The 23,674-nt window shown below is 67.4% G+C and carries 25 protein-coding genes, 1 other RNA gene, 1 pseudogene and 1 riboswitch; of the genes and pseudogenes, 17 read left to right on the plus strand and 10 right to left on the minus strand.

Annotation, left to right across the window (positions count from 1 at the left end; all coding sequences use genetic code 11):
• The first annotated feature begins 230 nt into the window (after positions 1-230).
• The 6 genes from AC10QF_RS07930 to ribD all read left to right on the plus strand — a co-directional run bounded on the left by AC10QF_RS07930 (position 231) and on the right by ribD (position 4,954).
• Complete coding sequence (locus AC10QF_RS07930) at positions 231-707, plus strand: RcnB family protein (RefSeq protein ID WP_019661032.1); 477 nt, start codon at positions 231-233, stop codon at positions 705-707.
• 159 nt (positions 708-866) lie between these two features.
• Positions 867-2,120 carry a serine hydroxymethyltransferase gene (gene glyA / locus AC10QF_RS07935; protein ID WP_019661033.1) on the plus strand — a complete coding sequence of 418 codons (1,254 nt, stop codon included), beginning with the start codon at positions 867-869 and terminating at the stop codon, positions 2,118-2,120.
• A 66-nt stretch (positions 2,121-2,186) separates the two neighbouring features.
• Positions 2,187-2,606 carry a hypothetical protein gene (locus AC10QF_RS07940; RefSeq protein WP_111098850.1) on the plus strand — a complete coding sequence of 140 codons (420 nt, stop codon included), beginning with the start codon at positions 2,187-2,189 and terminating at the stop codon, positions 2,604-2,606.
• Positions 2,607-2,633: 27 nt separating this feature from the next.
• The gene (locus tag AC10QF_RS07945) at positions 2,634-3,083 is read left to right on the plus strand and encodes a hypothetical protein (RefSeq protein ID WP_021204335.1); all 450 of its coding nucleotides are present in this window, start codon (positions 2,634-2,636) and stop codon (positions 3,081-3,083) included.
• 144 nt (positions 3,084-3,227) lie between these two features.
• Positions 3,228-3,749, plus strand: coding sequence for a transcriptional regulator NrdR (gene nrdR / locus AC10QF_RS07950; RefSeq protein ID WP_019661036.1), 522 nt, complete (start codon positions 3,228-3,230; stop codon positions 3,747-3,749).
• Positions 3,750-3,868: 119 nt separating this feature from the next.
• Complete coding sequence (ribD, locus tag AC10QF_RS07955) at positions 3,869-4,954, plus strand: bifunctional diaminohydroxyphosphoribosylaminopyrimidine deaminase/5-amino-6-(5-phosphoribosylamino)uracil reductase RibD (RefSeq protein WP_111096752.1); 1,086 nt, start codon at positions 3,869-3,871, stop codon at positions 4,952-4,954.
• A 25-nt stretch (positions 4,955-4,979) separates the two neighbouring features.
• On the opposite strand, the gene AC10QF_RS07960 is transcribed toward ribD, so the two are convergent.
• The 3 genes from AC10QF_RS07960 to AC10QF_RS07970 all read right to left on the minus strand — a co-directional run bounded on the left by AC10QF_RS07960 (position 4,980) and on the right by AC10QF_RS07970 (position 7,151).
• Positions 4,980-5,360: a hypothetical protein gene (locus AC10QF_RS07960; protein WP_240458959.1), complete on the minus strand. Its 381-nt coding sequence runs from the start codon at positions 5,358-5,360 to the stop codon at positions 4,980-4,982.
• A gap of 134 nt (positions 5,361-5,494) precedes the next feature.
• Positions 5,495-6,379: a hypothetical protein gene (locus AC10QF_RS07965; RefSeq protein WP_111096750.1), complete on the minus strand. Its 885-nt coding sequence runs from the start codon at positions 6,377-6,379 to the stop codon at positions 5,495-5,497.
• A gap of 151 nt (positions 6,380-6,530) precedes the next feature.
• Entirely contained in the window at positions 6,531-7,151 is a 621-nt protein-coding gene (locus tag AC10QF_RS07970; protein WP_111096749.1) for an outer membrane beta-barrel protein, read from the minus strand.
• A gap of 187 nt (positions 7,152-7,338) precedes the next feature.
• Positions 7,339-7,484: riboswitch (FMN riboswitch) on the plus strand.
• 77 nt (positions 7,485-7,561) lie between these two features.
• Between AC10QF_RS07970 and AC10QF_RS07975 the strand changes: the two genes are divergently transcribed.
• From AC10QF_RS07975 to thiL, 5 genes are all read left to right on the plus strand, one after another.
• Positions 7,562-8,164: a riboflavin synthase gene (locus AC10QF_RS07975; RefSeq protein WP_329842826.1), complete on the plus strand. Its 603-nt coding sequence runs from the start codon at positions 7,562-7,564 to the stop codon at positions 8,162-8,164.
• On the plus strand, positions 8,161-9,261 hold the full coding sequence (gene ribB, locus AC10QF_RS07980; RefSeq protein ID WP_329842828.1) for a 3,4-dihydroxy-2-butanone-4-phosphate synthase: 1,101 nt from the start codon (positions 8,161-8,163) through the stop codon (positions 9,259-9,261). Before AC10QF_RS07975 ends, ribB begins: the two co-directional genes overlap by 4 nt.
• Before the next feature lie 131 nt (positions 9,262-9,392).
• Positions 9,393-9,860, plus strand: coding sequence for a 6,7-dimethyl-8-ribityllumazine synthase (ribH, locus tag AC10QF_RS07985; RefSeq protein ID WP_005408061.1), 468 nt, complete (start codon positions 9,393-9,395; stop codon positions 9,858-9,860).
• Positions 9,857-10,336: a transcription antitermination factor NusB gene (gene nusB / locus AC10QF_RS07990; protein ID WP_005415268.1), complete on the plus strand. Its 480-nt coding sequence runs from the start codon at positions 9,857-9,859 to the stop codon at positions 10,334-10,336. The genes ribH and nusB overlap by 4 nt, the downstream gene beginning before the upstream one ends.
• A gap of 125 nt (positions 10,337-10,461) precedes the next feature.
• Complete coding sequence (gene thiL / locus AC10QF_RS07995; RefSeq protein WP_329842829.1) at positions 10,462-11,424, plus strand: thiamine-phosphate kinase; 963 nt, start codon at positions 10,462-10,464, stop codon at positions 11,422-11,424.
• Between the two features lie 163 nt (positions 11,425-11,587).
• Here thiL and AC10QF_RS08000 read toward each other — a convergent pair.
• Positions 11,588-11,811 (minus strand): annotated as a pseudogene (locus tag AC10QF_RS08000) (hypothetical protein); the annotation flags it as partial.
• Positions 11,812-11,930: 119 nt separating this feature from the next.
• Here AC10QF_RS08000 and AC10QF_RS08005 point away from each other — a divergent pair.
• Positions 11,931-13,952: an acyltransferase family protein gene (locus tag AC10QF_RS08005; RefSeq protein WP_329842832.1), complete on the plus strand. Its 2,022-nt coding sequence runs from the start codon at positions 11,931-11,933 to the stop codon at positions 13,950-13,952.
• 100 nt (positions 13,953-14,052) lie between these two features.
• Here the strand turns inward: AC10QF_RS08005 and AC10QF_RS08010 are convergent, their stop codons facing one another.
• The 4 genes from AC10QF_RS08010 to AC10QF_RS08025 all read right to left on the minus strand — a co-directional run bounded on the left by AC10QF_RS08010 (position 14,053) and on the right by AC10QF_RS08025 (position 18,242).
• Positions 14,053-15,438 (minus strand): FAD-binding oxidoreductase, encoded by a 1,386-nt coding sequence (locus AC10QF_RS08010; protein ID WP_329842834.1) that lies wholly within the window; start codon positions 15,436-15,438, stop codon positions 14,053-14,055.
• Positions 15,435-16,052, minus strand: a complete 618-nt coding sequence (locus AC10QF_RS08015; RefSeq protein WP_329842836.1) for a metal-dependent hydrolase — start codon at positions 16,050-16,052, stop codon at positions 15,435-15,437. The genes AC10QF_RS08010 and AC10QF_RS08015 overlap by 4 nt, the downstream gene beginning before the upstream one ends.
• A 110-nt stretch (positions 16,053-16,162) precedes the next feature.
• Positions 16,163-16,531: a YraN family protein gene (locus AC10QF_RS08020; RefSeq protein ID WP_329842837.1), complete on the minus strand. Its 369-nt coding sequence runs from the start codon at positions 16,529-16,531 to the stop codon at positions 16,163-16,165.
• A complete protein-coding gene (locus AC10QF_RS08025; RefSeq protein WP_329842838.1) occupies positions 16,521-18,242 on the minus strand; it encodes a penicillin-binding protein activator in 1,722 nt (573 codons plus the stop codon). The genes AC10QF_RS08020 and AC10QF_RS08025 overlap by 11 nt, the downstream gene beginning before the upstream one ends.
• Before the next feature lie 81 nt (positions 18,243-18,323).
• Here AC10QF_RS08025 and rsmI point away from each other — a divergent pair, with 81 nt between their 5' ends.
• The 4 genes from rsmI (at position 18,324) to rnpB (ending at position 21,153) form a co-directional block, all read left to right on the plus strand.
• Entirely contained in the window at positions 18,324-19,142 is an 819-nt protein-coding gene (gene rsmI / locus AC10QF_RS08030; RefSeq protein WP_329842840.1) for a 16S rRNA (cytidine(1402)-2'-O)-methyltransferase, read from the plus strand.
• 333 nt (positions 19,143-19,475) lie between these two features.
• Positions 19,476-19,793, plus strand: a complete 318-nt coding sequence (locus AC10QF_RS08035; RefSeq protein WP_069139501.1) for a DUF6058 family natural product biosynthesis protein — start codon at positions 19,476-19,478, stop codon at positions 19,791-19,793.
• Positions 19,794-19,911: 118 nt separating this feature from the next.
• On the plus strand, positions 19,912-20,721 hold the full coding sequence (locus tag AC10QF_RS08040) for a PDZ domain-containing protein (RefSeq protein ID WP_494542020.1): 810 nt from the start codon (positions 19,912-19,914) through the stop codon (positions 20,719-20,721).
• Between the two features lie 80 nt (positions 20,722-20,801).
• Positions 20,802-21,153, plus strand: an RNA gene (gene rnpB / locus AC10QF_RS08045) — RNase P RNA component class A.
• Positions 21,154-21,280: 127 nt separating this feature from the next.
• On the opposite strand, the gene AC10QF_RS08050 is transcribed toward rnpB, so the two are convergent.
• Entirely contained in the window at positions 21,281-21,760 is a 480-nt protein-coding gene (locus AC10QF_RS08050) for a DM13 domain-containing protein (RefSeq protein ID WP_005415283.1), read from the minus strand.
• A gap of 353 nt (positions 21,761-22,113) precedes the next feature.
• Positions 22,114-22,902, minus strand: a complete 789-nt coding sequence (locus AC10QF_RS08055) for an NRDE family protein (RefSeq protein WP_069139503.1) — start codon at positions 22,900-22,902, stop codon at positions 22,114-22,116.
• A gap of 324 nt (positions 22,903-23,226) precedes the next feature.
• Here AC10QF_RS08055 and mraZ point away from each other — a divergent pair, with 324 nt between their 5' ends.
• The gene (gene mraZ / locus AC10QF_RS08060; RefSeq protein WP_004143635.1) at positions 23,227-23,673 is read left to right on the plus strand and encodes a division/cell wall cluster transcriptional repressor MraZ; all 447 of its coding nucleotides are present in this window, start codon (positions 23,227-23,229) and stop codon (positions 23,671-23,673) included.
• Position 23,674: the final 1 nt, after the last annotated feature.

Here is a 23,674-nt window from a genome sequence, read left to right on the forward strand (position 1 = left end):
TGCACCCGACCCGTCACGGGAACATCCCGTTGCGGCAGCGGGCACAGACTGGAATGGAATACCGCCAATTATAGCCGGAACCGGTTCCGGGCCGCGCCCGGCGCAGGGGCGCCGGCTGGCCGTGGCCTGAATACTCCGTCACAGTCCTGCAGCGGGAAGCGTTTCCAGCCGGAAGCGGTTCAGATCGGTTGCGCAATATGGGCTCACCACCACCCAAACAGAGGTCTGACATGCGCATCAATCGAGTAATGGCCAGCGCCGTGGCCTCTGTGCTGGCGCTCGGTGCCGTGGCTCCCGCCTTCGCCGACAACGACCACCGCCGCGGCCACGACCGCCGCGAGTGGCGCGAGGACCGCCGCGAGTGGCGACAGGACCGCCGTGACTGGGAACGCGACCGCCGCGAGGCCCGGCGCGACTGGGAACGCGACCGCCGCGACTGGCACCGCGACCATGACCGCTACTACCGCCCGGCACCGCCGCCGCGCGTGGTCTATCGACCGGCCTATGGCCCGGGCTACGGCTGGAAGGTCGGCCACCGCTACCGCGACTACTACCGTGGCCCGATCTACGTGGTGAACGACTACCCGCGCTACCACCTGCGCCGCCCGCCGCATGGGCACCACTGGATCCGCGACGACCGCGGCAACATGCTGCTGGTGGCGGTGGCAACCGGCATCATCGCCGACTACATCATCAACAGCCGCTGAGCCGGCGGCCACGTCCACGCATGGCGTGGATCCACTGGCATGCACGGGGCCGGATTCCTTCGGAAGTGCCGGCCCCGTCCTTTTCGGCCCCGGCGGGCCGGTGCGGGGCTACAATCAGGGGCTGAGCCGTACCCCTTTCCCTGCCTGCTGGAGTACCCGATGTTCCCGCGTGACGTCCGCATCGAATCCTACGATCCCGAACTGGCCAAGGCCATTGCCGCTGAAACCCAGCGCCAGGAAGACCACGTCGAGCTGATCGCCAGCGAGAACTACACCAGCCCGGCGGTGATGGAAGCCCAGGGCAGCCAGCTGACCAACAAGTACGCCGAAGGCTACCCGGGCAAGCGCTACTACGGCGGCTGCGAATACGTGGACATTGCCGAGCAGCTGGCGATCGACCGCCTCAAGCAGCTGTTTGGTGCCGACTACGCCAACGTGCAGCCGCACAGCGGCTCGCAGGCCAACCAGGCCGTGTACTTCGCCCTGCTGCAGCCGGGTGACACCATCCTCGGCATGAGCCTGGCCCACGGCGGCCACCTCACCCACGGTGCCAAGGTGAATGCCTCGGGCAAGCTGTTCAACGCCGTGCAGTACGGCGTGAACGACCAGGGCCTGATCGATTACGACGAAGTCGAGCGCCTGGCCCTGGAGCACAAGCCGAAGATGGTCGTTGCCGGCTTCTCGGCCTATTCGCAGGTGATCGACTGGGCGCGCTTCCGCGCCATCGCCGACAAGGTCGGTGCCTACCTGTTCGTCGACATGGCCCACGTGGCCGGCCTGGTCGCCGCTGGCGTCTACCCGAGCCCGCTGGAACACGCCCACGTGGTGACCTCCACCACCCACAAGACCCTGCGCGGCCCGCGTGGCGGCATCATCATCGCCAAGGGCGCCGACGAAGACCTGGTCAAGAAGCTGCAGTCGATCGTGTTCCCGGGCATCCAGGGCGGTCCGCTCATGCACGTCATCGCCGGCAAGGCCGTGGCCTTCAAGGAAGCGCTGGAACCGGCCTTCAGGACCTACCAGCAGCAGGTGGTGAAGAACGCCCAGGCGATGGCCAACACGCTCATCGCGCGCGGCTACAAGATCGTCTCCGGCGGCACCCAGAACCACCTCATGCTGGTGGACATGATCGGCAAGGACGTGTCCGGCAAGGACGCGGAAGCCGCGCTGGGCAAGGCCCACATCACCGTCAACAAGAACTCGGTGCCGAACGACCCGCGTTCGCCGTTCGTGACCTCGGGCCTGCGCCTGGGTACCCCGGCGGTGACCACCCGTGGTTACGTCGAACAGGACTGCGTGGACCTGGCCAACTGGATTGCCGACGTGCTCGATGCACCGAACGACGACGCTGTCATTGCCCGCGTGCGCGACGCCGTCAGCGCGCAGTGCCGCAAGTACCCGGTCTACGGCTGATCGAAACAGGGGTCGGATCCCTTCCCGCAGGGCAGGGCTCTGACCCCGGCATTGCAGCGATCGCGCATGGATGAGCGCCGCCTCAAATACCTGTACGCCACCCTGGCCGTGCTGTTCGGCCTGCCCAGCCTGGTGGCCGGCGGCGTTGCGGCACTGATGCTGCTGCTGACGGGGCTGGGCCAGTTCGGCCATGGCACGCTGGCTGCGGTGACCGTGATGCCGCTGTGGGGCCTGGCCGGCATTGCCGGCTGCCTGGCTTGGTTGTGGCTCAGCGCCGGGTATCTGCTGCAGGGGCGTGCCGGGCTGCAGGTGCATCGCCTCTGGTGGTGGATGCTGCTGGCCGGCGGTCTTGCCGCCGTGCCCCCGCTGGGGCTGGCGCTGTGGTGGAGCAGCACCGTCCACGCCGAAGGCATCGCCCTGCTGCTGTTGGGCCCGTCGATGCTGGTGCCGGCTGCGATGCTGGTGTGGATCAAGCGCCGGGCATGACGTGGCCCATGGAAGGACATCGAACGCATGGATGAGCGCCTGCACAAGCGCTGGATGGCGATCGCCGGCCTGCTGGTGGGCCTGCCCACCGTGGCGGCAGGCGGCACGGGTGCCGTGCTGGGGCTGATGGCCGTATGGGACGGCAAGTACCTGACGGGCGACGAGTACACGCTGTTGCTGCTGTGGTCGTCGGCCGGCATCATCGGCCTGCTGTCGTGGCTGTGGCTGAGCGGGCTGTTCCTGTGGCGCGGTGTTGCCGGCCTTCGCCAATCACCGGTCATGGCCTGGGTCGGCCTGGCGTTGGGTGGCTTGGCCGCATCGGGCGTGGTCGTCGCCACGCTGTACTCCACGATCAGCAATGGCGAGATCTCGACATTGGGCTTCCTCGGGTTTGGCCCGCCGCTACTGGTGATGTCCGGGCACTTGGCGTGGCTGCGCTGGGCACGCATGGCATCGCCGCCACCCGCACCCGGTTGAGCCGGGCATCCGAACTCGCCGGACACGCCGGGTAGCCAGAATGCAGGCGCTTCCGCGCAGGCAGCATTTGCTGCGGCGCCCTTTCTCAGGTACCTTTGCGACGCTGCCATGACCATGGCAATTGCTCCCTGAGCCAGGCGTTCCATGCATTGCCCCTTCTGCCAACATGCCGATACCCGGGTCATCGACTCGCGCGTCTCTGAAGACGGCGCGACGATTCGCCGTCGGCGGGAATGCGAAGCCTGCGGCGAGCGCTTCAGCACCCTGGAAACGGTCGAGCTGAAGCTGCCGGCCATCGTCAAGAGCGATGGCACCCGTGAAGCGTTCGACCAGCGCAAGGTCCGCGCGGGGTTCGATCGCGCGCTGCAGAAGCGCGCGGTGCCCGAAGAAAAGATCGAAGCAGCGGTACGTGCGGTGGTGCACCAGCTGCGTATCAGCGGCGAGCGCGAAGTGCCCTCGATCAAGGTTGGCGAGTTCGTCATGAACGAACTGCGCAAGCTCGACCACGTGGGCTACGTGCGCTTCGCTTCGGTGTACCGCAGCTTCGAGGACGTGGCCGATTTCCGCGAGGAGATCGAGAAGCTCGAGCGCGAGCTGCCGGCCAGTACCGAACAGCTGCAGCTGCTGGGCGATGTGATTGCCCTGACCAAGAAAAAGAAAGGCTGACTGCCTCTGCCTTGGGGGTGCCAACCTTGGGGGGGCCGGTGGCCGCATTCACTGGTGGGTGCCAACCGTTGGTTGGCACTGACGGCATGGATCCACACCGGCGGCGTTACCATGGCCGCATGACCACCCCGTTCTCCGCCCTCGACCACCTGCACATGGCCAACGCGCTGCGCCTGGCCGTGCGCGCTGCCTACACCACCCGTCCCAACCCGATGGTCGGCTGCGTCATCGCCCATGGCGAACGCGTGGTCGGGCAGGGCTGGCACCAGCGCGCCGGTGGCCCGCATGCGGAAGTGTTCGCGCTGCGCGAGGCCGGCAGCGACGCCCGCGGTGCCACCGCCTACGTCACCCTGGAGCCCTGCGCCCACTACGGGCGCACGCCGCCGTGTGCGCTGGCACTGATCGAAGCGGGCGTGTCGCGAGTGGTCGCGGCGATGCGCGATCCGTTCCCCAAGGTCGATGGCGGTGGCTTCGATCTGCTGCGCAATGCCGGCATCGAAGTTGTCGAAGGGCTGATGGCGGCACAGGCGCGCGAGCTCAACAAGGGTTACCTGTCGCGCGTGGAGCGCAATCGCCCATGGCTGCGGGTGAAGCTGGCCGCCAGCCTCGATGGCCGCACCGCGATGGCCGATGGCAGCTCCAAGTGGATTACCGGGCCGGCCGCGCGCGAAGACGTGCAGCACTGGCGCGCACGTGCGGGTGCAATCCTGACCGGCGCCGACACCGTGATTGCCGACGACCCGATGCTGACCGTGCGCCTGGCCGATACCGAGGTGATGCCACCGCTGCGCGTGGTGCTTGATTCGCGCCTGCGTTCGCTCGAATGCAGCCGCGTGCGCGAAGGCGGGGCCCCGACGCTGTACCTGCACGATGCGGCGGTGAGCGCGCCGGATGCGGCCGACGCCGAATTCGCCAGCGTGCCCAGCGCAGAGGGACGGTTGGATCTGGGCGCGGTGCTGGCCCTGCTGGCCGAACGCGGCATCAACGAAGTGCATACCGAAGCCGGCGCGACGCTGGCCGGTGCCTTGCTGCGCGGCGGCTGGGTGGACGAGCTGCTGCTGTACCAGGCCCCCACACTGCTGGGCGACGGCGGACGCCCGTTGCTGACCGGCCTCGGCATCGATGCCATGGACCAGCAGCGCCGCCTGCGGGTGGTTGACCAGCGCCAGGTCGGCGAGGACATCAGGCTGCTGCTGCGGCCGTGAGGGAATGGCGGTATCTCCGGCGTCTTCAGGTGCCCTCGTCCTCGTCTTCGTAGGCGGGGCACTGTTCTTTCCACTGCTGCTTCCACAGCACGTGCAGGTCGCGGCAGTAGGCACTGAACGCTTCCCCCGCCAGCTCTGTCGACTTCGACCGTAGTCTGCGGCGGCTGATGCCGTCGTCGTACTCGTCCGGCAGGACCGTCGGTGCACATCGATCGTGGTACTGCAGGAAGGCGCGGCAGTCGTCGTTCTCGCTCAGCTGTGCATCGATGTCCCTGTCACGTAGCTGGTTCGACTCGAAGGCAACCGATGGACGGACGATGAAGGTCTTGGGTCTGTACGCTTCGGCCTGCCCACTCACCATCAGCGCCAGCAGCATGACGGTAGTCGACGTCGTACGATGTTTCATGCGGTTGCCCCGGTGGAAGAGGGCAACAGCATTGACCATGCGGGCCGCGCAAGGCCATGCAACGGTTCTGAAAGTGCGCTCGCCGTTGCCGCAGGTAACGATGAGCCGAGCGTGGACCCGGCTCTAGCTCGCGCTTACGCGCATTCGTCGGTCCACATCATTTCGGCGATCGGGCGCAGCGCCTTGCACTCCTGCGTCATCTCATCGGCTGACTTCACCTGCGCCTTGGCCTTCAGTTCCTCGGCCATCGCATCCACGCCGCTGATCTGGTCCGGCGCGATCTTCGCCACGCAGGCGCGGTGCTGCTGCAGCAGCAAGTCGCAGCCCGGTACGCCGGTTACTTTCGGCGCGCTGGCGGCCTGTGCATCCTGCATCCAGTCCTCGAACGGCGCCAGCGCACCGGCTACGGTGCCCACCAGATCGTCAAAATTACCGCTGTACCAGTAGCCGTTGTCCTTGGCCGGGTACAGGGTGAAGGTGCCGTTGACCGGCACGCGCATGCCACTCAGCAGTGCCTGGGTATAGGCATCGGTGAACTGCTTGCGCGCGGCCGGGCTGGCATCGTCGGCCAGGCTGGCGGCGAACAGCGGGCGGACCTTGCCCAGGTCGGGCACCTGGCAGCTGTAGCTGATCCGCGCCAGCTTCTGGTCTTCAACGTATTCGTTGTCTTCGATCACGCTCTTGGTCGCGCGGCACTTCGAATCGCGCAGCGCCTTGGCATACAGCGCTTCGGTGCCCGCAGCGTCGACCTTGGCGCCGGTGCTGGCCAGTACCGTCTGCCAGGGTTCGGCCAAGGCCTTGGCCAGCGCACCCGGGTTGGGGGTCACGGCATCCTGGCCCTCGAACGCCGGCTTCAGTGCGTCGTTGAGCGTGCGCGTGGCGGTGGCATCGTCCTCCAGCAGCACGCGCGCATACAGGTCGAAGGCCTGCTCGGGTGCCAGTTGGGCCGGTGCAGCGCTGGCAATCAGCGGGGCGCACAGCAGCACGCTGGCCAGAAGGGTACGGGTGGGGGTCTTCATGACGGCGTTTTACTGTTCCAGAGGCGCGCAAGCCTAGCGCATCTACCCACACTTTCGATGGCGCGATGCAGCCAGGTGACGGTGTGCAGCGGACAAAAAACGGGCCCCTTGCGGGGCCCGTTCGATCGCACGACGAGGAGCGATCGTTGGATCAGAAGCTGGCGCGGACGCCGGCCGAGTACTGGGTGACGTCGCGGTAGCCGGAGATCTCGCCCACCAGACCCCAGGTCCTGGTGAAGTTGATCTGGCCGCCGACGGTGCCGACCCAGGTGCCCTTGAAGTTGTTGCCGCCGTCCATGTAACCGGCCTTGACCCAACCTTCGGTCATGCGCGACGGCTTGCCACGGATGCCCATGGTGACGCGGCCCAGGTTGGTGTGGTCCTTCTGGCTGAAACGCAGGCCGTCGTAGCGGACGGTGGCTTCGGCGTTCTGGCGCACCCATGCGGCATCGGCGGTGAAGTCCAGGCGGTCGGTCCACGGCATGTGGTAGCCGATGCCGAGCTCCGGCTGGTTCAGTTCCAGCTTCAGCGAATCATTGCCGTAGTGATTGGTCTTGCTGGTGCGCGACCAGCCACCGAACACGTAGACCTGTTCGGCGATGGCCACGGAGCCACGCAGGTAGCCGCCGTCGACCTTGGGGTCGTCCAGTGCGTTGTCGTCAACCTTGACCTGCGTCCAACCGCCTTCGACGTAGGTGTAGCTCAGGGCGTCGGCCGAGGCCGAGAGCGGGGCGGCGGCCAGCAGGGCGGCCACGATCAGCATCTTGCGCATGGGAATTCCTGTGAATTTCAGTCCATTGGCGGGCCAGCCCTCTCGGCTACCCGTGGGCGACCTCATGTCGTCCGCTGCGAATTTTAATGAAAGTTTTACAAATTGCGAGCGACGGCCGTCACAGCTGTGGCATCCAGCCCCGTTCAGCCCGGGCTGGTACACTGGCCACGCCGGTTCGCCGGTACACAAACGTCTTCAGGGCGGGGTGCGATTCCCCACCGGCGGTAGGTGCGCAAGCACGAGCCCGCGAGCGCCCCGGTCCATGGCCGGGGGTCAGCAGATCCGGTCCAATGCCGGAGCCGACGGTCATAGTCCGGATGAAAGAAGACGGTGCCACAGGGCCTTTGCGGCCCTGCGCCCGCCTGTTTGCCTTGCGGCGTTTTTCGCTCACTTTCCGCGGAGAACGTTTCTTGTTTACTGGAATCATCGAAGGCGTCGGCCGTCTGGCCGCACGCGAAGCCATCGGCGGCGATGTCCGCTTCACCTTCAACGTCGGCAACCTGCCGTTCGAACACGTGCAGATGGGCGAGAGCATCGCCATCAACGGTGTCTGCCTCACCGTCATCGCATTCGACGCCAGCAGCTTCCAGGCCGATGCCTCCACCGAGACCCTCGGCCTGACCACGCTCGGCGAGCTGGCTGAAGGGGCGGTCATCAACCTCGAACGCGCCATGCGCCCGACCGACCGCCTGGGCGGTCACCTGGTCAGCGGCCACGTCGATGGCCTCGGCCAGGTCCTGTCCATCCACGAAGATGCACGTGCCCAGCGCTGGCGTTTTGCCGCGCCGGCCGCGCTGCGCCGCTACATCGCCAAGAAGGGCTCGATCTGCGTGGACGGCGTCAGCCTCACCGTCAACGAAGTGGACGACGAAGGTTTCGAAGTCGCTCTCATCCCGCACACCGTGGCCAACACCGCCTTCTCCGCCACCGGCGTGGGCAGCGCGGTGAACCTGGAAATCGACCTGGTGGCCCGGTATGTCGAGCGGTTGTTGGGTGAAGGAGCACGCGCATGAATTTCGCCCCGATCCCCGAGATCCTCGAAGACATCCGCCAGGGCCGCATGGTCGTCATCGTCGATGACGAAGACCGCGAGAACGAAGGCGACCTGATCATGGCCGCCGAGCTGGTCAAGCCGTCGGACATCAATTTCATGGTCACCCACGGCCGTGGCCTGGTGTGCCTGCCGCTCACCCGCACCCGCGCCGCCGATCTCGGCCTGGCGCCGATGGTGCAGGCCAATACCGCGCAGTTCCAGACCAATTTCACCGTCAGCATCGAGGCGGCCGAAGGCGTGACCACGGGCATTTCCGCCCATGACCGCGCCCACACCATCCGCACCGCAGTGAAGCCCAATGCCAGGCCGGCCGACCTGCATCAGCCGGGCCACATCTTCCCGTTGATTGCCCAGCCCGGTGGCGTGCTGACCCGCGCCGGCCACACCGAGGCAGGCGTCGACCTGGCCATGCTGGCCGGACTGGAACCGGCTGGCGTGCTGGTGGAGATCCTCAACCCGGACGGCAGCATGGCGCGCCGCCCGGAACTGGAAGTGTTCGCCCGCGAGCACGGCCTGAAGATGGGCTCCATCGCCGACCTGATCGCCTACCGCCTGGCCACCGAAAAGACCGTCGAGCGCGTGGACGAGCGCGACATCGACACCGAATTCGGCCCGTTCAAGCTGGTCACCTACCGCGACCGCATCGCCCACGACCTGCATTTTGCCCTGGTCCGTGGGACCCCGGCGGCCGACACGCCCACCCTGGTGCGGGTGCAGGTGGAAAACCCGCTGGCCGACCTGCTGCACTGGCGCCGCGACGACTTCGGCGTCGCCGCCACCGATGCCTTGCGTGCGATTGATGCCGAAGGCGCCGGCGTGATGGTGGTGCTGTCGGCCCCGCGCGATGGCGAAGCCCTGCTGGCCCGCCTGCGCCAGCAGCCGGCGCCGGTGGTGCCGGGCAAGGACAAGGATGTGGGCCAGTGGCGCCGCAACGGTGCCGGCGCGCAGATCCTGTCCGACCTGGGCCTGGGCAAGCTGCGCGTGCTGGGCACTCCCCGCCGCCAGGTCGGCCTGGCCGGGTACGGCCTGGAAGTGGTGGAGACGGTCACCCTGTAATGGGTAGTGCCGACCATGCCCTACCTCGGGTGGTTGCCGACCGTTGGTCGGCACAGCCCTGGGCCTCCGCCAGCCACGGCCGGGGCCCATCCACGCTAGAATTACCCCCTTATCGAGTCCCCAAGCCGCATATGAGCCACTTCGAAGGCGATCTTCGCACTCCCGAATCGGCGCGCTTCGCCATCCTGGCCAGCCGCTGGAATGCCCGCATCACCGACACGCTGGTCGCTGGCGCCCGCCAGAGCCTGGCCGGCAACGGCATCACCGAAGCCAACATCGACGTGATCCGCGTGCCGGGTGCCTGGGAACTGCCGCTGGTGGCCGCACGCCTGGCCGCCGCCCATGAACACGCCGCCATCCTCACCCTGGGCTGCGTGATCCGTGGCGACACCCGCCACTACGAACACGTGGCCGACCGCTGCGCCGAAGGCCTGATGCGCGTGCAGCTGGATTTCGGCGTGCCGGTACTGAACGGCGTGCTGGCGGTGGAACGCGTGGAAGACGCCGAGGCCCGCGCAGGCGGCAGCCACGGCAACAAGGGCGAGGAAGTCGCACTCGCCGCACTGGAAATGGTCAATCTGCTGGAGCAACTGCCATGAACAAGAACACCCAGGGCAAGCCCTCCGGTAAACCCGTCCGCCGCGATGGCGTCGATCCGGTGCTGCGCTCACGCGCCCGCCGCCGTGCCGTGCAGGCCATCTACGCCTGGCAGATCTCCGGCGGCAACGCCCAGTCGCTGATCGCCCAGTTTGCCCACGAGCAGGCCCGCGAAATTGCCGACCTGGCGTACTTCGAGGCGCTGGTGCACGGCGTGCTCGACAACCGTCGCGACATCGACGAAGCGCTCGGGCCGTACCTGGACCGTGGCATCGAGGAAGTGGATGCGATCGAACGCGCGGTGCTGCGCCTGGCCGCCTACGAGCTGCGCTACCGCCTGGACGTGCCGTACCGCGTGGTGATCAACGAAGCTATCGAATCGGCCAAGCGTTTCGGTTCCGAACACGGCCATACCTACGTCAACGGCGTGCTGGATCGTGCCGCCGTGGAATGGCGCAAGGTCGAATCGGGTCACTGACCCGATTCCTGTAGAGCCGAGCCATGCTCGGCTCACCGTGCAGCGCACGGTTGCGTCCGGCAGTGCGGCGCGTGATCGAACTGCAGCCGAGCATGGCTCGGCTCTACATGAAAGTAGAACGCCCCATGTCCCTGGCCGAATTCGCCCTCATCGACCGCATCCGCGCCCGTACCCTCGAGCGCGACGACATCCTGCTCGGCATCGGTGACGACGCCGCGCTGCTGCAGCCGCGTGCCAACGAACAGCTGGTGGTCACCGCCGATACGCTCAACAGCGGCGTGCACTTCCCGGTGGAAACCCCGGCCTTCGACATCGGCTGGAAGACCCTGGCGGTCAACCTGTCGGACCTGGCCGCGATGGGCGCGCGCCCGGCGTGGTGCACGCTGGCGTTGTCGCTGCCGGAAGCGTCTGAAGACTGGATCGAGGCCTTCGCCGATGGTTTCTTTGCCCTGGCCGACCAGCACGACATCGCGCTGATCGGCGGCGATACCACGCGCGGTCCGCTGTCGCTGTCGGTGACTGCGATGGGCCAGGTCGGGCGTGGCCAGGCGCTGCGCCGCGACCGCGCACAGGCGGGCGATGACATATGGGTGAGCGGCACGCTGGGTGATGCCGCCGGCGCGCTGCGCCTGTGGCAGCAGGGTGCGCTGAACGTGGCCACCGCGACCCTGCTGGCCGACTACGAAAGCCTGCGCCTGCGCCTGCTGCGGCCGACGCCGCGCGTGACCCTGGGCCTGCGCCTGCGGGCCTTCGCGCACGCGGCGGTGGATGTGTCCGACGGCCTGCTGGCCGATCTGGGCCACATCGCCGCACGCAGCAACGTGGCCGCGCATGTGGATGCCGATTCGCTGCCGATCTCGCACGCGCTGCGTGAGCTGCTCGGCCGCGACGATGCACGCGATTGCGCATTGCGTGGTGGCGACGACTACGAGCTGTGTTTCACCGCGGCTGCCGACCAGCGCGATGCGCTGCACTACCTGGCCGAATCGCTGGACGTGGCGCTCACCCGCATCGGCCGCATCGCCGAAGGGCAGGGCGTGCACGTGGACGGCGAAGCCGCCGACGGCGGATACCAGCACTTCGCGTAGCCGCAGCGGTCCTGCTCTGGTGGGTGCCAACCTTCGGGGTGGGGTCAGATTAATGTTGCTCTGGTAGGTGCCAACCTTGGTTGGCACGAATGTGTCAGCCGCCCGTGGCAACACCGTGTCGACCAAGGTCGACACCTACCGAGGTCGAGTGTATCGGCATCGCTCAGTGCTTGGTCGCGTGCAACTGCAGATCCACATACTCTGCCAGCCCACGGCAGGCCAGCAACAGCCCTTCGCGCGCGCCGTCATCCATGTGCTGGTCGATATCCCCGTCCACGCGGGCGCGTTGGTGGCGTGCAGCAGTTCCAGCAGGAAACTCAGCCCCGCATTGGCGCGGTCGATGCGCGCCAACGCCACGCGCTGCCCGGGTGTACGGTTGCTGCCGGGCCCACGCTCGGCTCATCGCGATCAGCACGAAGAGCAGCCGAGCATGGCTTGGCTCCGCTGTCGCTCACAGGCTGGATCGAACCTAAACACCTACCTGCTCTGTCGCGATCGTCCATTGAATGACTGCGGCAGCGGTGGTGATGCTGTCGGACCGTTTTCCGCTCGTTGCCTGCATGTCCCCTTCCAAACGTTCGCACAACGCTGCCATCGACGGCCTGCGTGCACTGGCGGTGCTGGCCGTCGTCGTCTTCCACACCAACGCCACGTGGCTGCCCGGGGGGTTCACCGGCGTGGACCTGTTCTTCGTGGTGTCCGGCTTCGTGATCAGCCAGTCGCTGGCCTCCCGCACGCATGCGTCGCTGGGCGCGATGCTGCTCGACTTCTACCGGCGCCGCGTGCTGCGCCTGTTGCCGGCGCTGCTGGCGATGTTGATGGCCACCTTCGTGCTGTCGGCACTGTTCATTCCCCGCGCGTGGCGCAATGAGCAGTTCGACCAGACCGGCTGGGCCGCGCTGGTCGGCCTCAGCAACATCGTGCTGGCCGGCCAGCAGGACGACTATTTCTCGCCCGGTGCGGAACTCAATCCGTTCCTGCACACGTGGACGCTGGGCGTGGAGGAGCAGTTCTATCTGGTCTTCCCGCTGCTGTTCTTCGTCTGGCTGCGCGGGCGTGAGCGCTGGCCGTGGTCGCGTTGGCTGTTGCCGGTGCTCACCCTGCTGTCGCTGGCGTGGGCAGGCTGGCAGGCGCAGACGGCACCGGCGGCAGCGTTCTACCTGCTGCCGGCGCGGTTCTGGGAGCTGGCTGCGGGCGCGCTGCTGTACCAGTGGATGCGCACGCGTACGCTGGGCCGGAACGGTGATGCGGTTGCAGTGATCGGTCTGGTGCTGCTGGGTGCAGGCGTGGTGATCGCACCGCAGCTGGCGATGCCGGTTCCGGGCGTGCTGGCCACCGTGGCCGGTACGTTGATGCTGTTGGCGAGCGTGTCGGCACCGGGTACATCGCGCATTGGGCGCGCGCTGGGCTACGCACCGTTGGCCCACCTGGGCCGGCTGTCCTATTCGCTGTACCTGTGGCATTGGCCACTGCTGGTGCTGCTGCGCTGGACGTATGGCCTGCATGGCGTCGCGCTGTGGCTGTATCCGGTGCTGCTGCTGGCGGTCTCCGCTGTGTCGTATCACTTCATCGAGCGTCCACTGCGGAATGCGGCACCACTGCTGCGCCTGGCGCCGGCCAAGGTGCTGGCGATGGCGCTGCCGCTGGTGGCGCTCTGTGGTGCGGGTGCCTGGGCCGCCGTGGAGTACCACGAGCAGGTCTCGCTGAGCGTCACCCGCGACGGCTATGCATGGCAGGCACGCCGCTACCCGGCGTGGCGCCCGCTGGAGCCGGTGAGTGCGCCGGCGCTTGAAGGGCGGCGTCTGTTCGTGGCTGGCGATTCGCACGCGGCGGCGTATCGCACCATGACCAGCATGGTCGCGCGGCAGACCAGCATGGAGGTGCACCAGCAGGATCGCGGCGGCTGCAGCTTCGTCAATCTGCTGCGGGCGAGCCCGGCTGATTGCCAGGACTTCATTGAAGGCACGCTGTCGACCATCGAGCGTGAGGCACGCCCGGGTGACATCGTGCTGCTTGCGGCATTGCGCATGCCGGAGCTGCGCGGATTCGACTGGCAACAGCAGGATGCGCAGCAGGTCTATCGTCAATTGCTTGCCGAGCGCACCCCGACCAATGCGCAGGCCGCGCGTGAAGAGGCTGATCGTGTTCTTGGACGTCTGCAGAAGCTGGGCGTGCATGTGGTTTTGGATGCACCACTGCCGTTGTTCAAGGCCGGGGCGTACCGCTGTTCGGACTGGTTCAACCGCCGCAACCCGGCTTGTGCCGGGGGCCTGAGCATGCCGCGCGCTGATCTGGAGAGGCTGAGAGCGCCGCAGATGGCGTTGCTGTCCGAACTGGCAGCGCGCTATCCATCGCTGACGGTGTGGGATCCACTGCCGCTGCTGTGCGGGCCAACGACCTGTTCGGCGGTGGAAGACGGGGAGCCGCTGTTCTTCGACAACGACCACCTGAGCGGGCACGGTAATCGCGTGCTGCTGCCCAGTTTCCGGCAGACCCTGATCGATATTGCGAACGACAAGCCTTTGTAGAGCCGAGCCCACGCTCGGCTGCTCTTCGTTCCGCAGGCGGGAAGTCCGCGCTGCGCGCGGTGAGCCGAGCATGGCTCGGCGCTACAGGAGTGCGCGCGGTCTACACCGGCGGCAGCACCTTGCCCGGGTTGAGAATGCCGTCCGGGTCCAGCGTGGCCTTGATCGCGCGCATCGTCGCCAGCGTTTCCGGGGTAAAGGCCTGCGCCATGAAATCGCGCTTGGCCAGGCCAATGCCGTGTTCGCCCGACAGGGTGCCACCCAGCGCCAGCGTCAGCGCGAAGATCTTTGGCAGCGCGGCATGCGCGCGTGCGTTCTCGTCGGCATCGTCCGGGTGATACAGGATGTTGACGTGCAGGTTGCCGTTGCCGGCATGGCCGAAGGTGACGATGGTCAGCGTGTAGTCGCGCGCCAGTGCCTGCACGCCCGCCACCAGCTCCGGAATGCGCGATACCGGCACCACCACGTCTTCATTGATCTTGCCCGGCGCAACGCTGCGCAGCGCAGGCGACAACGCCTTGCGTGCGGCCCACAGCTGGTCGCGCGCGCGTCCTTCCATCGCCACATCCAGTTCGATCATGCCGTCGCATTCAGCGGCGCTGGCCAGGGCCTGCAGCAGATAGGGCAGGGTGTCGTGGTCACCATCGGCTTCCACCAGCAGCATTGCACCGGCCTCCGGCACGTCCGCACCGTTGAGACGCAGCAGCTCAAGGCTGCGCGCGTCCATGAATTCCAGGCGCGTGGGTACCACCGGCTGCGACATCAGGCGTGACACTGCGGCGGCGGCCGCATCGGCGTCGCGGTACAGCACGCGCAGTCCGGCCTGGCTGACCGGCAGCGGGGTGAGCTTGAGGGTGGCTTCCACGATCAGCGCCAGCGTGCCTTCGCTGCCCACCAGCAGGTGGGTGAGGTCGTAGCCGGTGGAATCCTTGGTGTAGGCACCACCGCAGCGGATCACCTCGCCGGTGCCGGTCACCGCCACCAGACCCAGCACGTTGTCGCGGCTGGTGCCGTACTTCACCGCGCGTGGGCCACCGGCATTGCAGGCCAGGTTGCCACCCACGCTGCAGATCTCCGCGCTGGACGGGTCCGGCGCCCAGAACAGGCCATGCGGGGCCAGCGCCTGCTGCAGGGTTCCATTGAGCACGCCCGGCTGCACCACGGCGCAGCGATCACCGGCGCGGATCGCCACGATGCGGTCCATGCGGGTGAACGACAGCACGATGCTGCCGGGCAGCGGCACGGCCGCGCCGGTGGTGCCAGTGCCGGCGCCACGTGCGACCAGCGCTACGTGATGGGCCCGGCATGCGCGCACCAGTGCCTGCACCTGTTCGATGTTGGCAGGCTGCGCGACGGCGGCGGGGCGTTGATGACGCCACGAGTTGTCCTGCGCGTTGGCCTCCAGCGCGCTGTCATCCATGCGCCAGCCCTCCGCGCCCAGCAGGGCGGACAGTTCGGCAACCAGGGCAGCAGGCAGGGCAGGACTCATGACGGATCTCGCGGGGCAGCAGGAGCGGGTTGGATCAGTTTCCAGGCAACAACGGCGCCAGCCAGTGGCAGCCACACCCAGCGCAGTTCCGACAGCAGGGTGGCCAGGCCGCGCGTGCTGAAGAACTGTGGGGCGAACGGTGAAACGCGGATCGGTCGCCACGGCGCGAAAAAGCGTTGTTCGCTCCAGGGCCAGGCGAGGGCCACGCCGAGGCCGCCCGAGGTCATCGCATCCAGCAGCGGGTGGCTGGCGGCGCAGATGAAGACGAACACTGCCGCCTGCGCGGTAGATGCCACCGTTGGTTGGCACACACCCGCCGACCAAGGTCGGTGACTACCGGGGCTGTGTGGTGCCGACCAAGATCGGCGGTTACCAAAGAACGCCAGCACCGCGGCCAATGCCGCCAGCACGCCGGCAAACAGCAGCGAATGGCTGGCGCCGCGATGGCCGAACGCATCGGCGTAGGGAATGTGCAGCGCGAAGGCCAGTACATCGGCATCGGGCAGCATCGCTGCAATCACGCCGGCCGCCAGCAGGCGCGGCGGGATGCGATCGCGATCAGCGGCGCACCACAGCGCCAGCGGCACAGCAGCATGGGTGATGATCGAAGGCATCAGTCACGCACCGTGGTCGTGCCGGCCTGGCTGCGCTCTGGCAGGTGCCAACCTTGGTTGGCACAGAAGCGCCGACCAAGGTCGGCTTCTACCAGAGCGGACGGTACCCATCAGCAATCATCCAGCCGGAACGCATCACGCAGCCACCGCAGCTGCGGCGGCTCGCCGGTGGCGTCGACCACATCAAAACGGCAGGGTGCATTGGCCAGCGCCGGGTTGTCCTGCAGGTACAGCTGCGCGGCGTGCGCCAGGCGTCGGCACTTGCGCACATCCACCGAAGCGGCACCGCCACCGAAATCCGATCGCGCGCGATAGCGCACTTCCACGAACACCACGGTGCCGGCATCGTCCATCACAAGGTCCAGTTCACCGCCGCGATAGCGCACGTTGCGCGCACGCGGCTGCAGTCCCGCCTGTTGCAGATGCTGCTCGGCGGCGGCTTCCACCGCCGAGCCACGTTGGCGGCGCTCAGCGACCACCGACGATCGGCATCGGCCGGCCGCCATTGAAGGTGGACCATGCCGGCTGGCGCAGGATGTTGCCGTTGCTGTCCAGGAACAGGGTGCCGGTGGCACCGTCCAGGCCGCCTTCGTTGGACAGCTTGTCCAGATAGGCGGTGATCTTCCAGGCATCGGCGCCGAACGCGAACAGGCGGCCGGCTGCACCGCGTGCGCTGGGCAGGGTGCTGGCGACCTGGCTGGCCGACGGCAGGCCCGACACGCTGCGCACGTTCCAGGCTTCATTCGGGTAGACGATGCCGTCCAGCGCCACGTCTTCTTCCACCTTGCCGCTGCCGATGGTCAGCTGCGAGGTGCCGACGCGGGTGGCGCCGCCGGCACCGGCCAGCGCCAGCTGCGGCGCCAGCAGGCGCGCCTGCGGCGCACGCACGGCGAGGAACACGGCATCGACCTGGCCGGCATTGCGCACCTGCGCACCGACATCGCCGACCGCATCGCTGACGCCGATGGTGGCCACCACCTGGCCGCCACGCTGGGCGAAGCGCTGGGCGAAGGCGGCGGCGGCACGGCGGCCGGTATCGTCGGCGCTGTTGATCACCAGCGCCTTGCCGCGCTCGCGGCCGCGCAGATATTCGGCAGCGACGATGCCGTCGTCTTCCGGTGCCAGCGAGAAGCCGGCGCTGCCGGCCGGCGGCGCGTCCTTGCCACGGTTCAGGGCCAGCACCGGCACCTGCAGCTGCTGGCGGCCGTACACGGCGTCCACTTCGTCGCGGCCCAGCGGACCGACTACGAAGTCGGCACCGGAGGCGACGGCCTTGTCATAGGCGGCCAGGGCGCCGGCCGGGGTGCCGGCGGTGTCGAAGAAGTTGATGTCCGGGCGGCGGCGGCTTTCACCGTAGTAGGCGCTCAACAGGCCATCGCGCACCGGCTGTGCGGCAGTGGCCAGGCGGCCGCTGAGCGGCAGCAGCACGGCCAGCTTGGCCGGCGGGCGGTAACCGTCGCTCATCGCCGGCGGGCGCTTGCTGGTGTCGAACTGGGCGGCGCCATCGCGGTCGAACGGGCGCGGCAGCGGCAGTCCGCGCGCGATCAGTGCGCGGCCGGCGAAGTTGTACAGCGGGTCGTTGGCCGGCAGGGCAGCGGCACGGCTGCGCAGGGTGGCATCGTCAAGCGTACCGAGCAGACCGGCGATGGCGGCTTGGTTCTCGCTGCGCGCGCTGCCGGTCAGGCTGGCGTGGGCGCGGGCGCGCTCGGTGGCGGCACCGAAGGCATCGCCGGTGCCCTGCAGCGCGTTGGCGCGGGCTACGTGCCAGCGCGTGCGCAGCGCGGGGAAGACGTTGTCGCCCTGTTCCTTCAGCAGGGCCAGGGCCTGCGCCGGCTGCTTGTCGGCCAGTGCCAGCTCGGCGCCGGTCAGCTGGTAGCGCTGCAGGCTGGCGCCGGACAGCTGGCGGGCGGTGAGCTGGCCAAGCAGGCTGCGCGCGCGGGCACTGTCGCCGGCCAGGTGCCAGGCCCAGGCGGCATCGGCCAGGGCATTGCTGCGGGCGCCACCTTTCAGGGTTGCGGCCAGCGCTTCCAGCTGCAGGGCGGCGTCGCGCGGTTTGCCTTGTTCGATCAGCGCCAGCGCCTGGCTCTGGGCCGGCGATTCGGGCGCGCTGGTCAGGCTGGTGGTGGCACAGCCGGCCAGCAGCATCAGCGACAACGACAGGGCGGAGATCCGTGCGGCGGGCTTGTTCATGATCGGGTCCATGCGATGAGGGCAGCGGCCTTGGCCGGGTACACGCTACGATTCTACCCTTGCCCCGTGAGTACCGCTGAAATGAGTGTCCCAACCCTGTACGTCGTCGCCACCCCGATCGGCAACCTGGCCGATCTGAGCCCGCGCGCGCAGGAGGTGCTGCGTTCGGTGGCGGCCATCTGTGCCGAAGACACCCGCCGCAGCGGCCAGCTGCTGTCCCATTTCGGCATCCAGCAACCGCTGGTGGCCCTGCACGAGCACAACGAGGAAGCGCTGTCGCAGCGCCTGGTGTCGCGCTTGCAGGCCGGCGAGTCGCTGGCGCTGGTCAGCGATGCCGGCACCCCGCTGGTCAGCGATCCCGGGTTCCGCCTGGTGCGGGCGGCCCGCGCGGCGGGCATCAAGGTCAGCCCGGTTCCCGGTGCCTGCGCCGCCATCGCCGCGCTGAGCGTGGCCGGCCTGCCCAGCGACCGTTTCAGCTTCGAGGGTTTCCTGCCGGCCAAGGCCAGCGGCCGCCGCGACCGCCTGCAGGCGCTGGCCGGCGAAGTGCGCACGATGGTCTTCTACGAATCCTCGCACCGCATCGCCGAGTCGCTGGCCGACATGGCGGCGATCTTCGGCAGCGAGCGCCCGGCGGTGCTCGCCCGCGAGCTGACCAAGCTGTTCGAGACCGTGCTTGATGGCGACCTGGCGGGCCTGCTGGTGACGGTGGAAGCTGACGAGAACCAGCGCAAGGGCGAGTTCGTGGTGATGGTGCAGGGCGCCGGCGATGACGAGGAAGCGCAGCTGGCACACGGCCGCCGCGTCTACGCGAAGCTGAGCGAGCACCTGCCGCCGTCGACCGCGGCGAAACTGGCTGCCGAGCTGACCGGCGCGCCGCGCAAGGCGTTGTACGGGAGTTGATCGCTCGCTCCGGGCCATGCCCGGGCAGCGCGCGGCGCGAAATGCAAAACGGTTCCGATCCGCCGGAGGGTCGCCGATCTCTGGCGCGTGAATGTGCTCACGTGCGCGGCTGAGGGGCGAATCAGGGCTAGGGAATGTCGTGATGAGCATCAATGACCGACCCACTGATGATCGTACGAACCCAGCAGCCTTGGGTATTGCGGGACGTCCTGCAGAGCGACATTGAGATCAGTCGAGCCCGCGCGGATACTCCCGATGCGGAAGGGTGTCCGTAGTGTGACCCCATTTCCGAGGCCTCTGACGCGTGAGGACCGGTGCTCGGGATGTCTTCAAATGCCTGTCCTGGGCGAAGACGCTCCGGCACACGCCTCTTCATTCCCCACTTGGGAGCAATTGTTCGAGATGGCATTGACAGCCTACCTTCAGGCTCATTTCCTGCCAAAGGATGTGTTCGCCGCATTCTGCAATGTGTCAGAAGAATGGCTAAGTCGCCTGATTGCAGTGGGCGCGGTGCCGGAGCCCACCTGCACCTGCGAGGAAGGCACCATCTATGCGCGTGCGTCGATGCCGTTCTCGCCGGCCGAGTATGACCGTAGCAGTAGAAAGCGATGGGTCGACGATCTTCGCCGGGAGCTGGGCGAAAAGTCCTGAAAGGGCGTGCAGACCTGCATGGCTCGTTCACAGACTGGGACGCTGGAACACGGCAGCGGCCGAATTCCGGGGGGCTCAGGGGCGAAGCTCTCAAATTCCCTTCAGGGAGGAAAGACAGATGTTTGAAAAGGGACTGTTCCTGCTGTTCGCACTGGCCGATGTGCCAGCTCCTGCAGCTGAAGCGCCGCCACCTGCAGCCATTACCGAAGCCGATCTGGGCCCGGACTATGTCGGCTACCTGCTGTTCGATCCGGGGTTGGTCGAGTTCAATCGGCTGCAGTCGGTCCGCGATTACAGCAATTACCTGACCTATCGCGCGGCACGTGACGCGTTGGAGAGCTACGAGGGATGTCTGCAGGTGGGGGCCGACAACCACGCACAGATCGAGGCGGCCTACCAGCAGTTGGTGAACAGCCAGCAGCGGTACGTCAGCGCGGCGCAATGGCGCGACCTGCGGCAGGCCCTGCGTGCGGGGCGCGAGCCGGTGCCCGAGCGCCCGTCGTGGCAATGCGCCGCATTCGTGGACAACGCGCCGTATTTCGATGCGGGGTTGGACGATGCACTGTTGGGCGCCACCGAATTGGCGCGCGAGCAGGCCGGGGAAGGGGATTCGCGTAGCGATGCGCTGCGCCCGGTCCTCGGCGTTCAGATGGGGGGCGCGACCGTGATCGAATCCGAGCCTGACGAAGGTCCGGCCCATCGCGCCGGCCTGCGCAAGGGGGATGAGGTGCTGGCCGTGGCGGGTACCCGAGTGAAAACCGTCTTCGGTGTCGGCCAAGCGTTGAAAGCCTACGCGCCGGGCGATCGCGTGGACGTGCGCGTCCGCCGCATTGAATGGGACGGTTCGCAACCGCAGGTGCGGGAATTGATCGTAGGTGTGGTGCTGGAGTCGCGGGCGGTGGTGATGGCGAGGGCGAAGGGCCGCTAGAGCCACGCCACGCGTGGATGAACCGGCCGCCGCGATCGGCACGGCAGGAAGGGCGTGCGTACGCTAGAATACGCGCTGGCGGAGCCGGCCAGACAGTCGCGTCATCCCTTCGGGGGTGCCGAGGAAAGTCCGGGCTCCATAGGGCAAGGTGCCAGGTAACGCCTGGGCGGCGCAAGCCGACGGAAAGTGCAACAGAAAGATACCGCCTACGTCTTCTTCGGAAGGCCGGTAAGGGTGAAATGGTGCGGTAAGAGCGCACCGCGAGTCTGGCAACAGACCGGCACGGCAAACCCCACCTGGAGCAAGACCAAATAGGGATCCTTTGGCGCGGCCCGCGTTGGATCCGGGTAGGTTGCTTGAGCGTTGCGGTGACGTAACGCCTAGAGGAATGACTGTCCACGACAGAACCCGGCTTATCGGCCGGCTCCGCCTCTTTCTTCGATATGCATGAACCGCGCATCTGTAGTGCCGGCCGCTGGCCGGCAGCTTCACGATGCCAGCAGTGGCGGACAGAGTGCTGCCGGCCAGCGGCCGGCACTACCTCGACGTCACGCGATCCTCAGCCCGGCGTGCGGTACTGCCCGGCGGAAATGAACTGCGAGAAGCGCTCGCACCACACCACCACCGTGGTGTAGTCGTCCACGTCCACGTTCGCGGGCACCTCGACCAGGAAGCGGTTGAAGGTCTTTACCTCGCCGATGCGCTGGGCCTGCGCCTTGATCTTCAGGAAGTCGGCCTTGTTGTCGACGAAATCGCGAACCAGATAGACCTTGTAATCCGGGCCCGGTCCCATCTTCCCGTCGAAGGCGACCTGGGTGGCGCTGACGCTGACCTTGCCTTCGGCCCAGTGCACCGCATCGCTGCCTTTGAGGTCGCGGCGGAAGGTGGTGCGGTAGGTGGCGTCTTTCATTGCGGCCTGTACCTGGGCGACCGGCGGGTCATCGGGGGCGATCAGGATCGGCAGCAGATAGACGCCCAGGCCGAAGCCCAGGCCGAGGGTGAGCAGATGGGTGGCGAGCAGGATGAGGATGCGGCGCATGGGGCCTCCTTGTGGTTGCGGTCGATCGCGCGGCGTGCTGCCGGGCGCGACCACCCTGGGAGGTCAGGGCCGACATTTATAGACACAGTGCCGAATGCGAAAAGGACACAGTGGGCGGGCTGGAATGCCGGGACCCCTGTGGCACAGGCACATTGCGGTCGCGGCTGGAAGCTGAATGACGTTTCACGCCCGCTGCGATGGCGACCGCCGTCACGTGGATCGCGACAGCGGCTGCGGGTAGTGCCGGCCGCCGGCCGGCAGCTTCATGGCGAATCCGAGCATCCAAAGGCTGCCAGGCAGCGGCCGGCACTACCCCCACCAAGAGCATCCGGCCAGGGGCCGTCATGACCGGGTCAGAAAATGACGTGGCTTTGTCCGCTCGGTGCACCCTGCGGGCCGAAGCGGCGTTCGTGGATCTCGCCGTGGCCGTCGGCGTCGATCAGCAGCACGGTGCTGGCGCGGGTGCCGTAGTCGTCGCCGCGGATGAAGGCCGGGCTCAACCAGCGCTCGCGTTCCAGGCCGATGCCGGTGTCGGGCAGGTCGCTGTCGGCGGGGCGGTGTTCATCGGCCAAGGCATTCCAGAGCGGGGTCAGGTCCGGGGTCAGATCCCTTTCGCGTTGCGAAAGGGATCTGACCCCGTCTGCTTCCAGCCATGCCGACAGCGCGGCCATCAGCCGTCGGGTCTTCGGCCAGGGCGCGTCCAGCGCGCCGTTGGACATGCCGTGGACGCCCGGGCCAAGCGTCTGCCGTTCGGCGGGATGGTTGCCCAGGTACTCCAGGCTGTCGCCATCGGCCAGCAACAGATTGAATGGGGCGTAGGCACCCGCCACGGTTGCCAGCCGCTCGATATGCACGGCGGCCGGGTCGCGGCCGCGCAGGAAGTCGGCCACCAGCGCGCCCCGCGACGGTCCGGTCTGGGCCGCCAGCGGGTCGCGGACGTTGGTGACCACCGCCATCCGGCCCGAGGCGCCGACCCCGGCCCAGCCACCGCCGGAGCGCAGGTCGCGTCCCCCGATGACGGAGGTCTCATCCTGCCAGGGGGCCAGCGCCGCGGTGGGGCGGGCGTGGAACTCATCACGGTTGCCGGTCATTACCAGCCGCCAGCGCGGGTGGTGCATCCAGCCAAGAGCGAGCAGGCACATGGCCTCATTGTGCACCGTTTGCGCAGTCCGGCGCCGTTTCCGGCCCGGCTCGGATGAATGCGCGGCTGATGTTTCACGCCCCGTCCACGCCCCTGAACTTCCGTTCAATCTCAAAAATTGAGACGGATCAGCAACTTGTGGATAAGCCTTGAACAATTCTCTAAAGGTTGTTGCAAGCCATTGATGCGGCTGGCGATTTCCCTGCTGAAAAGTTGTTGACAACCCTCGGCCCGCTGCTAAGGTGGGCATCAGAGGGAAATCCGGGTGTTTTGTGGGTTTTCGTGGTTCAATGTTTCACCGGGCGAAGGACAAGGTGCAGGCGTCGTGTTCCAGGGCGAGACGGCCATCACAGTTGACGACAAGGGGCGCATGGCGGTTCCCACCGCTTACCGCGACCTCGTCGCGCGCGCCAGTAACAACCGTCTCGTGCTGACCTACAACCCGTTCGAAGCGGGCTGCCTGTGGCTGTACGCAGAGTCGGAATGGGAACGGGTCCGCGACGATGTGATGTCCAAGCCCAACACCCAGCGCGTCGTGCGCCTGTTGCAGCAGAAGCTGGTCGGCTCGGCCGCCCATCTGGAACTGGACGGCAACGGTCGCATCAGCATCCCCGCCAGCCACCGCGGTGCGGTGGGCATTGAGAAGAAGGCGGTATTGCTCGGCATGGGCGACAAGTTCGAATTGTGGAGCGAGCAGGCGCATCGGGCCCTGATCCAGCAGACGTTGTCTGACGAGGATCTGGGTGATGGGTTGCTCGACCTGAAGTTGTGAG

It is taken from the genome of Stenotrophomonas maltophilia complex sp. Om-AH-Sm3, from assembly GCF_059337855.1.

Bases quoted from the DNA above. Each gene is read 5' to 3' on its own strand.
- AC10QF_RS07930 (WP_019661032.1), top strand. From the start codon at position 231: ATGCGCATCAATCGAGTAATGGCCAGCGCCGTGGCCTCTGTGCTGGCG.
- glyA (WP_019661033.1), top strand. From the start codon at position 867: ATGTTCCCGCGTGACGTCCGCATCGAATCCTACGATCCCGAACTGGCC.
- AC10QF_RS07940 (WP_111098850.1), top strand. From the start codon at position 2,187: ATGGATGAGCGCCGCCTCAAATACCTGTACGCCACCCTGGCCGTGCTG.
- AC10QF_RS07945 (WP_021204335.1), top strand. From the start codon at position 2,634: ATGGATGAGCGCCTGCACAAGCGCTGGATGGCGATCGCCGGCCTGCTG.
- nrdR (WP_019661036.1), top strand. From the start codon at position 3,228: ATGCATTGCCCCTTCTGCCAACATGCCGATACCCGGGTCATCGACTCG.
- ribD (WP_111096752.1), top strand. From the start codon at position 3,869: ATGACCACCCCGTTCTCCGCCCTCGACCACCTGCACATGGCCAACGCG.
- AC10QF_RS07960 (WP_240458959.1), bottom strand. From the start codon at position 5,360: ATGAAACATCGTACGACGTCGACTACCGTCATGCTGCTGGCGCTGATG.
- AC10QF_RS07965 (WP_111096750.1), bottom strand. From the start codon at position 6,379: ATGAAGACCCCCACCCGTACCCTTCTGGCCAGCGTGCTGCTGTGCGCC.
- AC10QF_RS07970 (WP_111096749.1), bottom strand. From the start codon at position 7,151: ATGCGCAAGATGCTGATCGTGGCCGCCCTGCTGGCCGCCGCCCCGCTC.
- ribB (WP_329842828.1), top strand. From the start codon at position 8,161: ATGAATTTCGCCCCGATCCCCGAGATCCTCGAAGACATCCGCCAGGGC.
- ribH (WP_005408061.1), top strand. From the start codon at position 9,393: ATGAGCCACTTCGAAGGCGATCTTCGCACTCCCGAATCGGCGCGCTTC.
- nusB (WP_005415268.1), top strand. From the start codon at position 9,857: ATGAACAAGAACACCCAGGGCAAGCCCTCCGGTAAACCCGTCCGCCGC.
- thiL (WP_329842829.1), top strand. From the start codon at position 10,462: ATGTCCCTGGCCGAATTCGCCCTCATCGACCGCATCCGCGCCCGTACC.
- AC10QF_RS08005 (WP_329842832.1), top strand. From the start codon at position 11,931: ATGACTGCGGCAGCGGTGGTGATGCTGTCGGACCGTTTTCCGCTCGTT.
- AC10QF_RS08010 (WP_329842834.1), bottom strand. From the start codon at position 15,438: ATGAGTCCTGCCCTGCCTGCTGCCCTGGTTGCCGAACTGTCCGCCCTG.
- AC10QF_RS08015 (WP_329842836.1), bottom strand. From the start codon at position 16,052: ATGCCTTCGATCATCACCCATGCTGCTGTGCCGCTGGCGCTGTGGTGC.
- AC10QF_RS08025 (WP_329842838.1), bottom strand. From the start codon at position 18,242: ATGAACAAGCCCGCCGCACGGATCTCCGCCCTGTCGTTGTCGCTGATG.
- rsmI (WP_329842840.1), top strand. From the start codon at position 18,324: ATGAGTGTCCCAACCCTGTACGTCGTCGCCACCCCGATCGGCAACCTG.
- AC10QF_RS08035 (WP_069139501.1), top strand. From the start codon at position 19,476: ATGCCTGTCCTGGGCGAAGACGCTCCGGCACACGCCTCTTCATTCCCC.
- AC10QF_RS08040 (WP_494542020.1), top strand. From the start codon at position 19,912: ATGTTTGAAAAGGGACTGTTCCTGCTGTTCGCACTGGCCGATGTGCCA.
- AC10QF_RS08050 (WP_005415283.1), bottom strand. From the start codon at position 21,760: ATGCGCCGCATCCTCATCCTGCTCGCCACCCATCTGCTCACCCTCGGC.
- AC10QF_RS08055 (WP_069139503.1), bottom strand. From the start codon at position 22,902: ATGTGCCTGCTCGCTCTTGGCTGGATGCACCACCCGCGCTGGCGGCTG.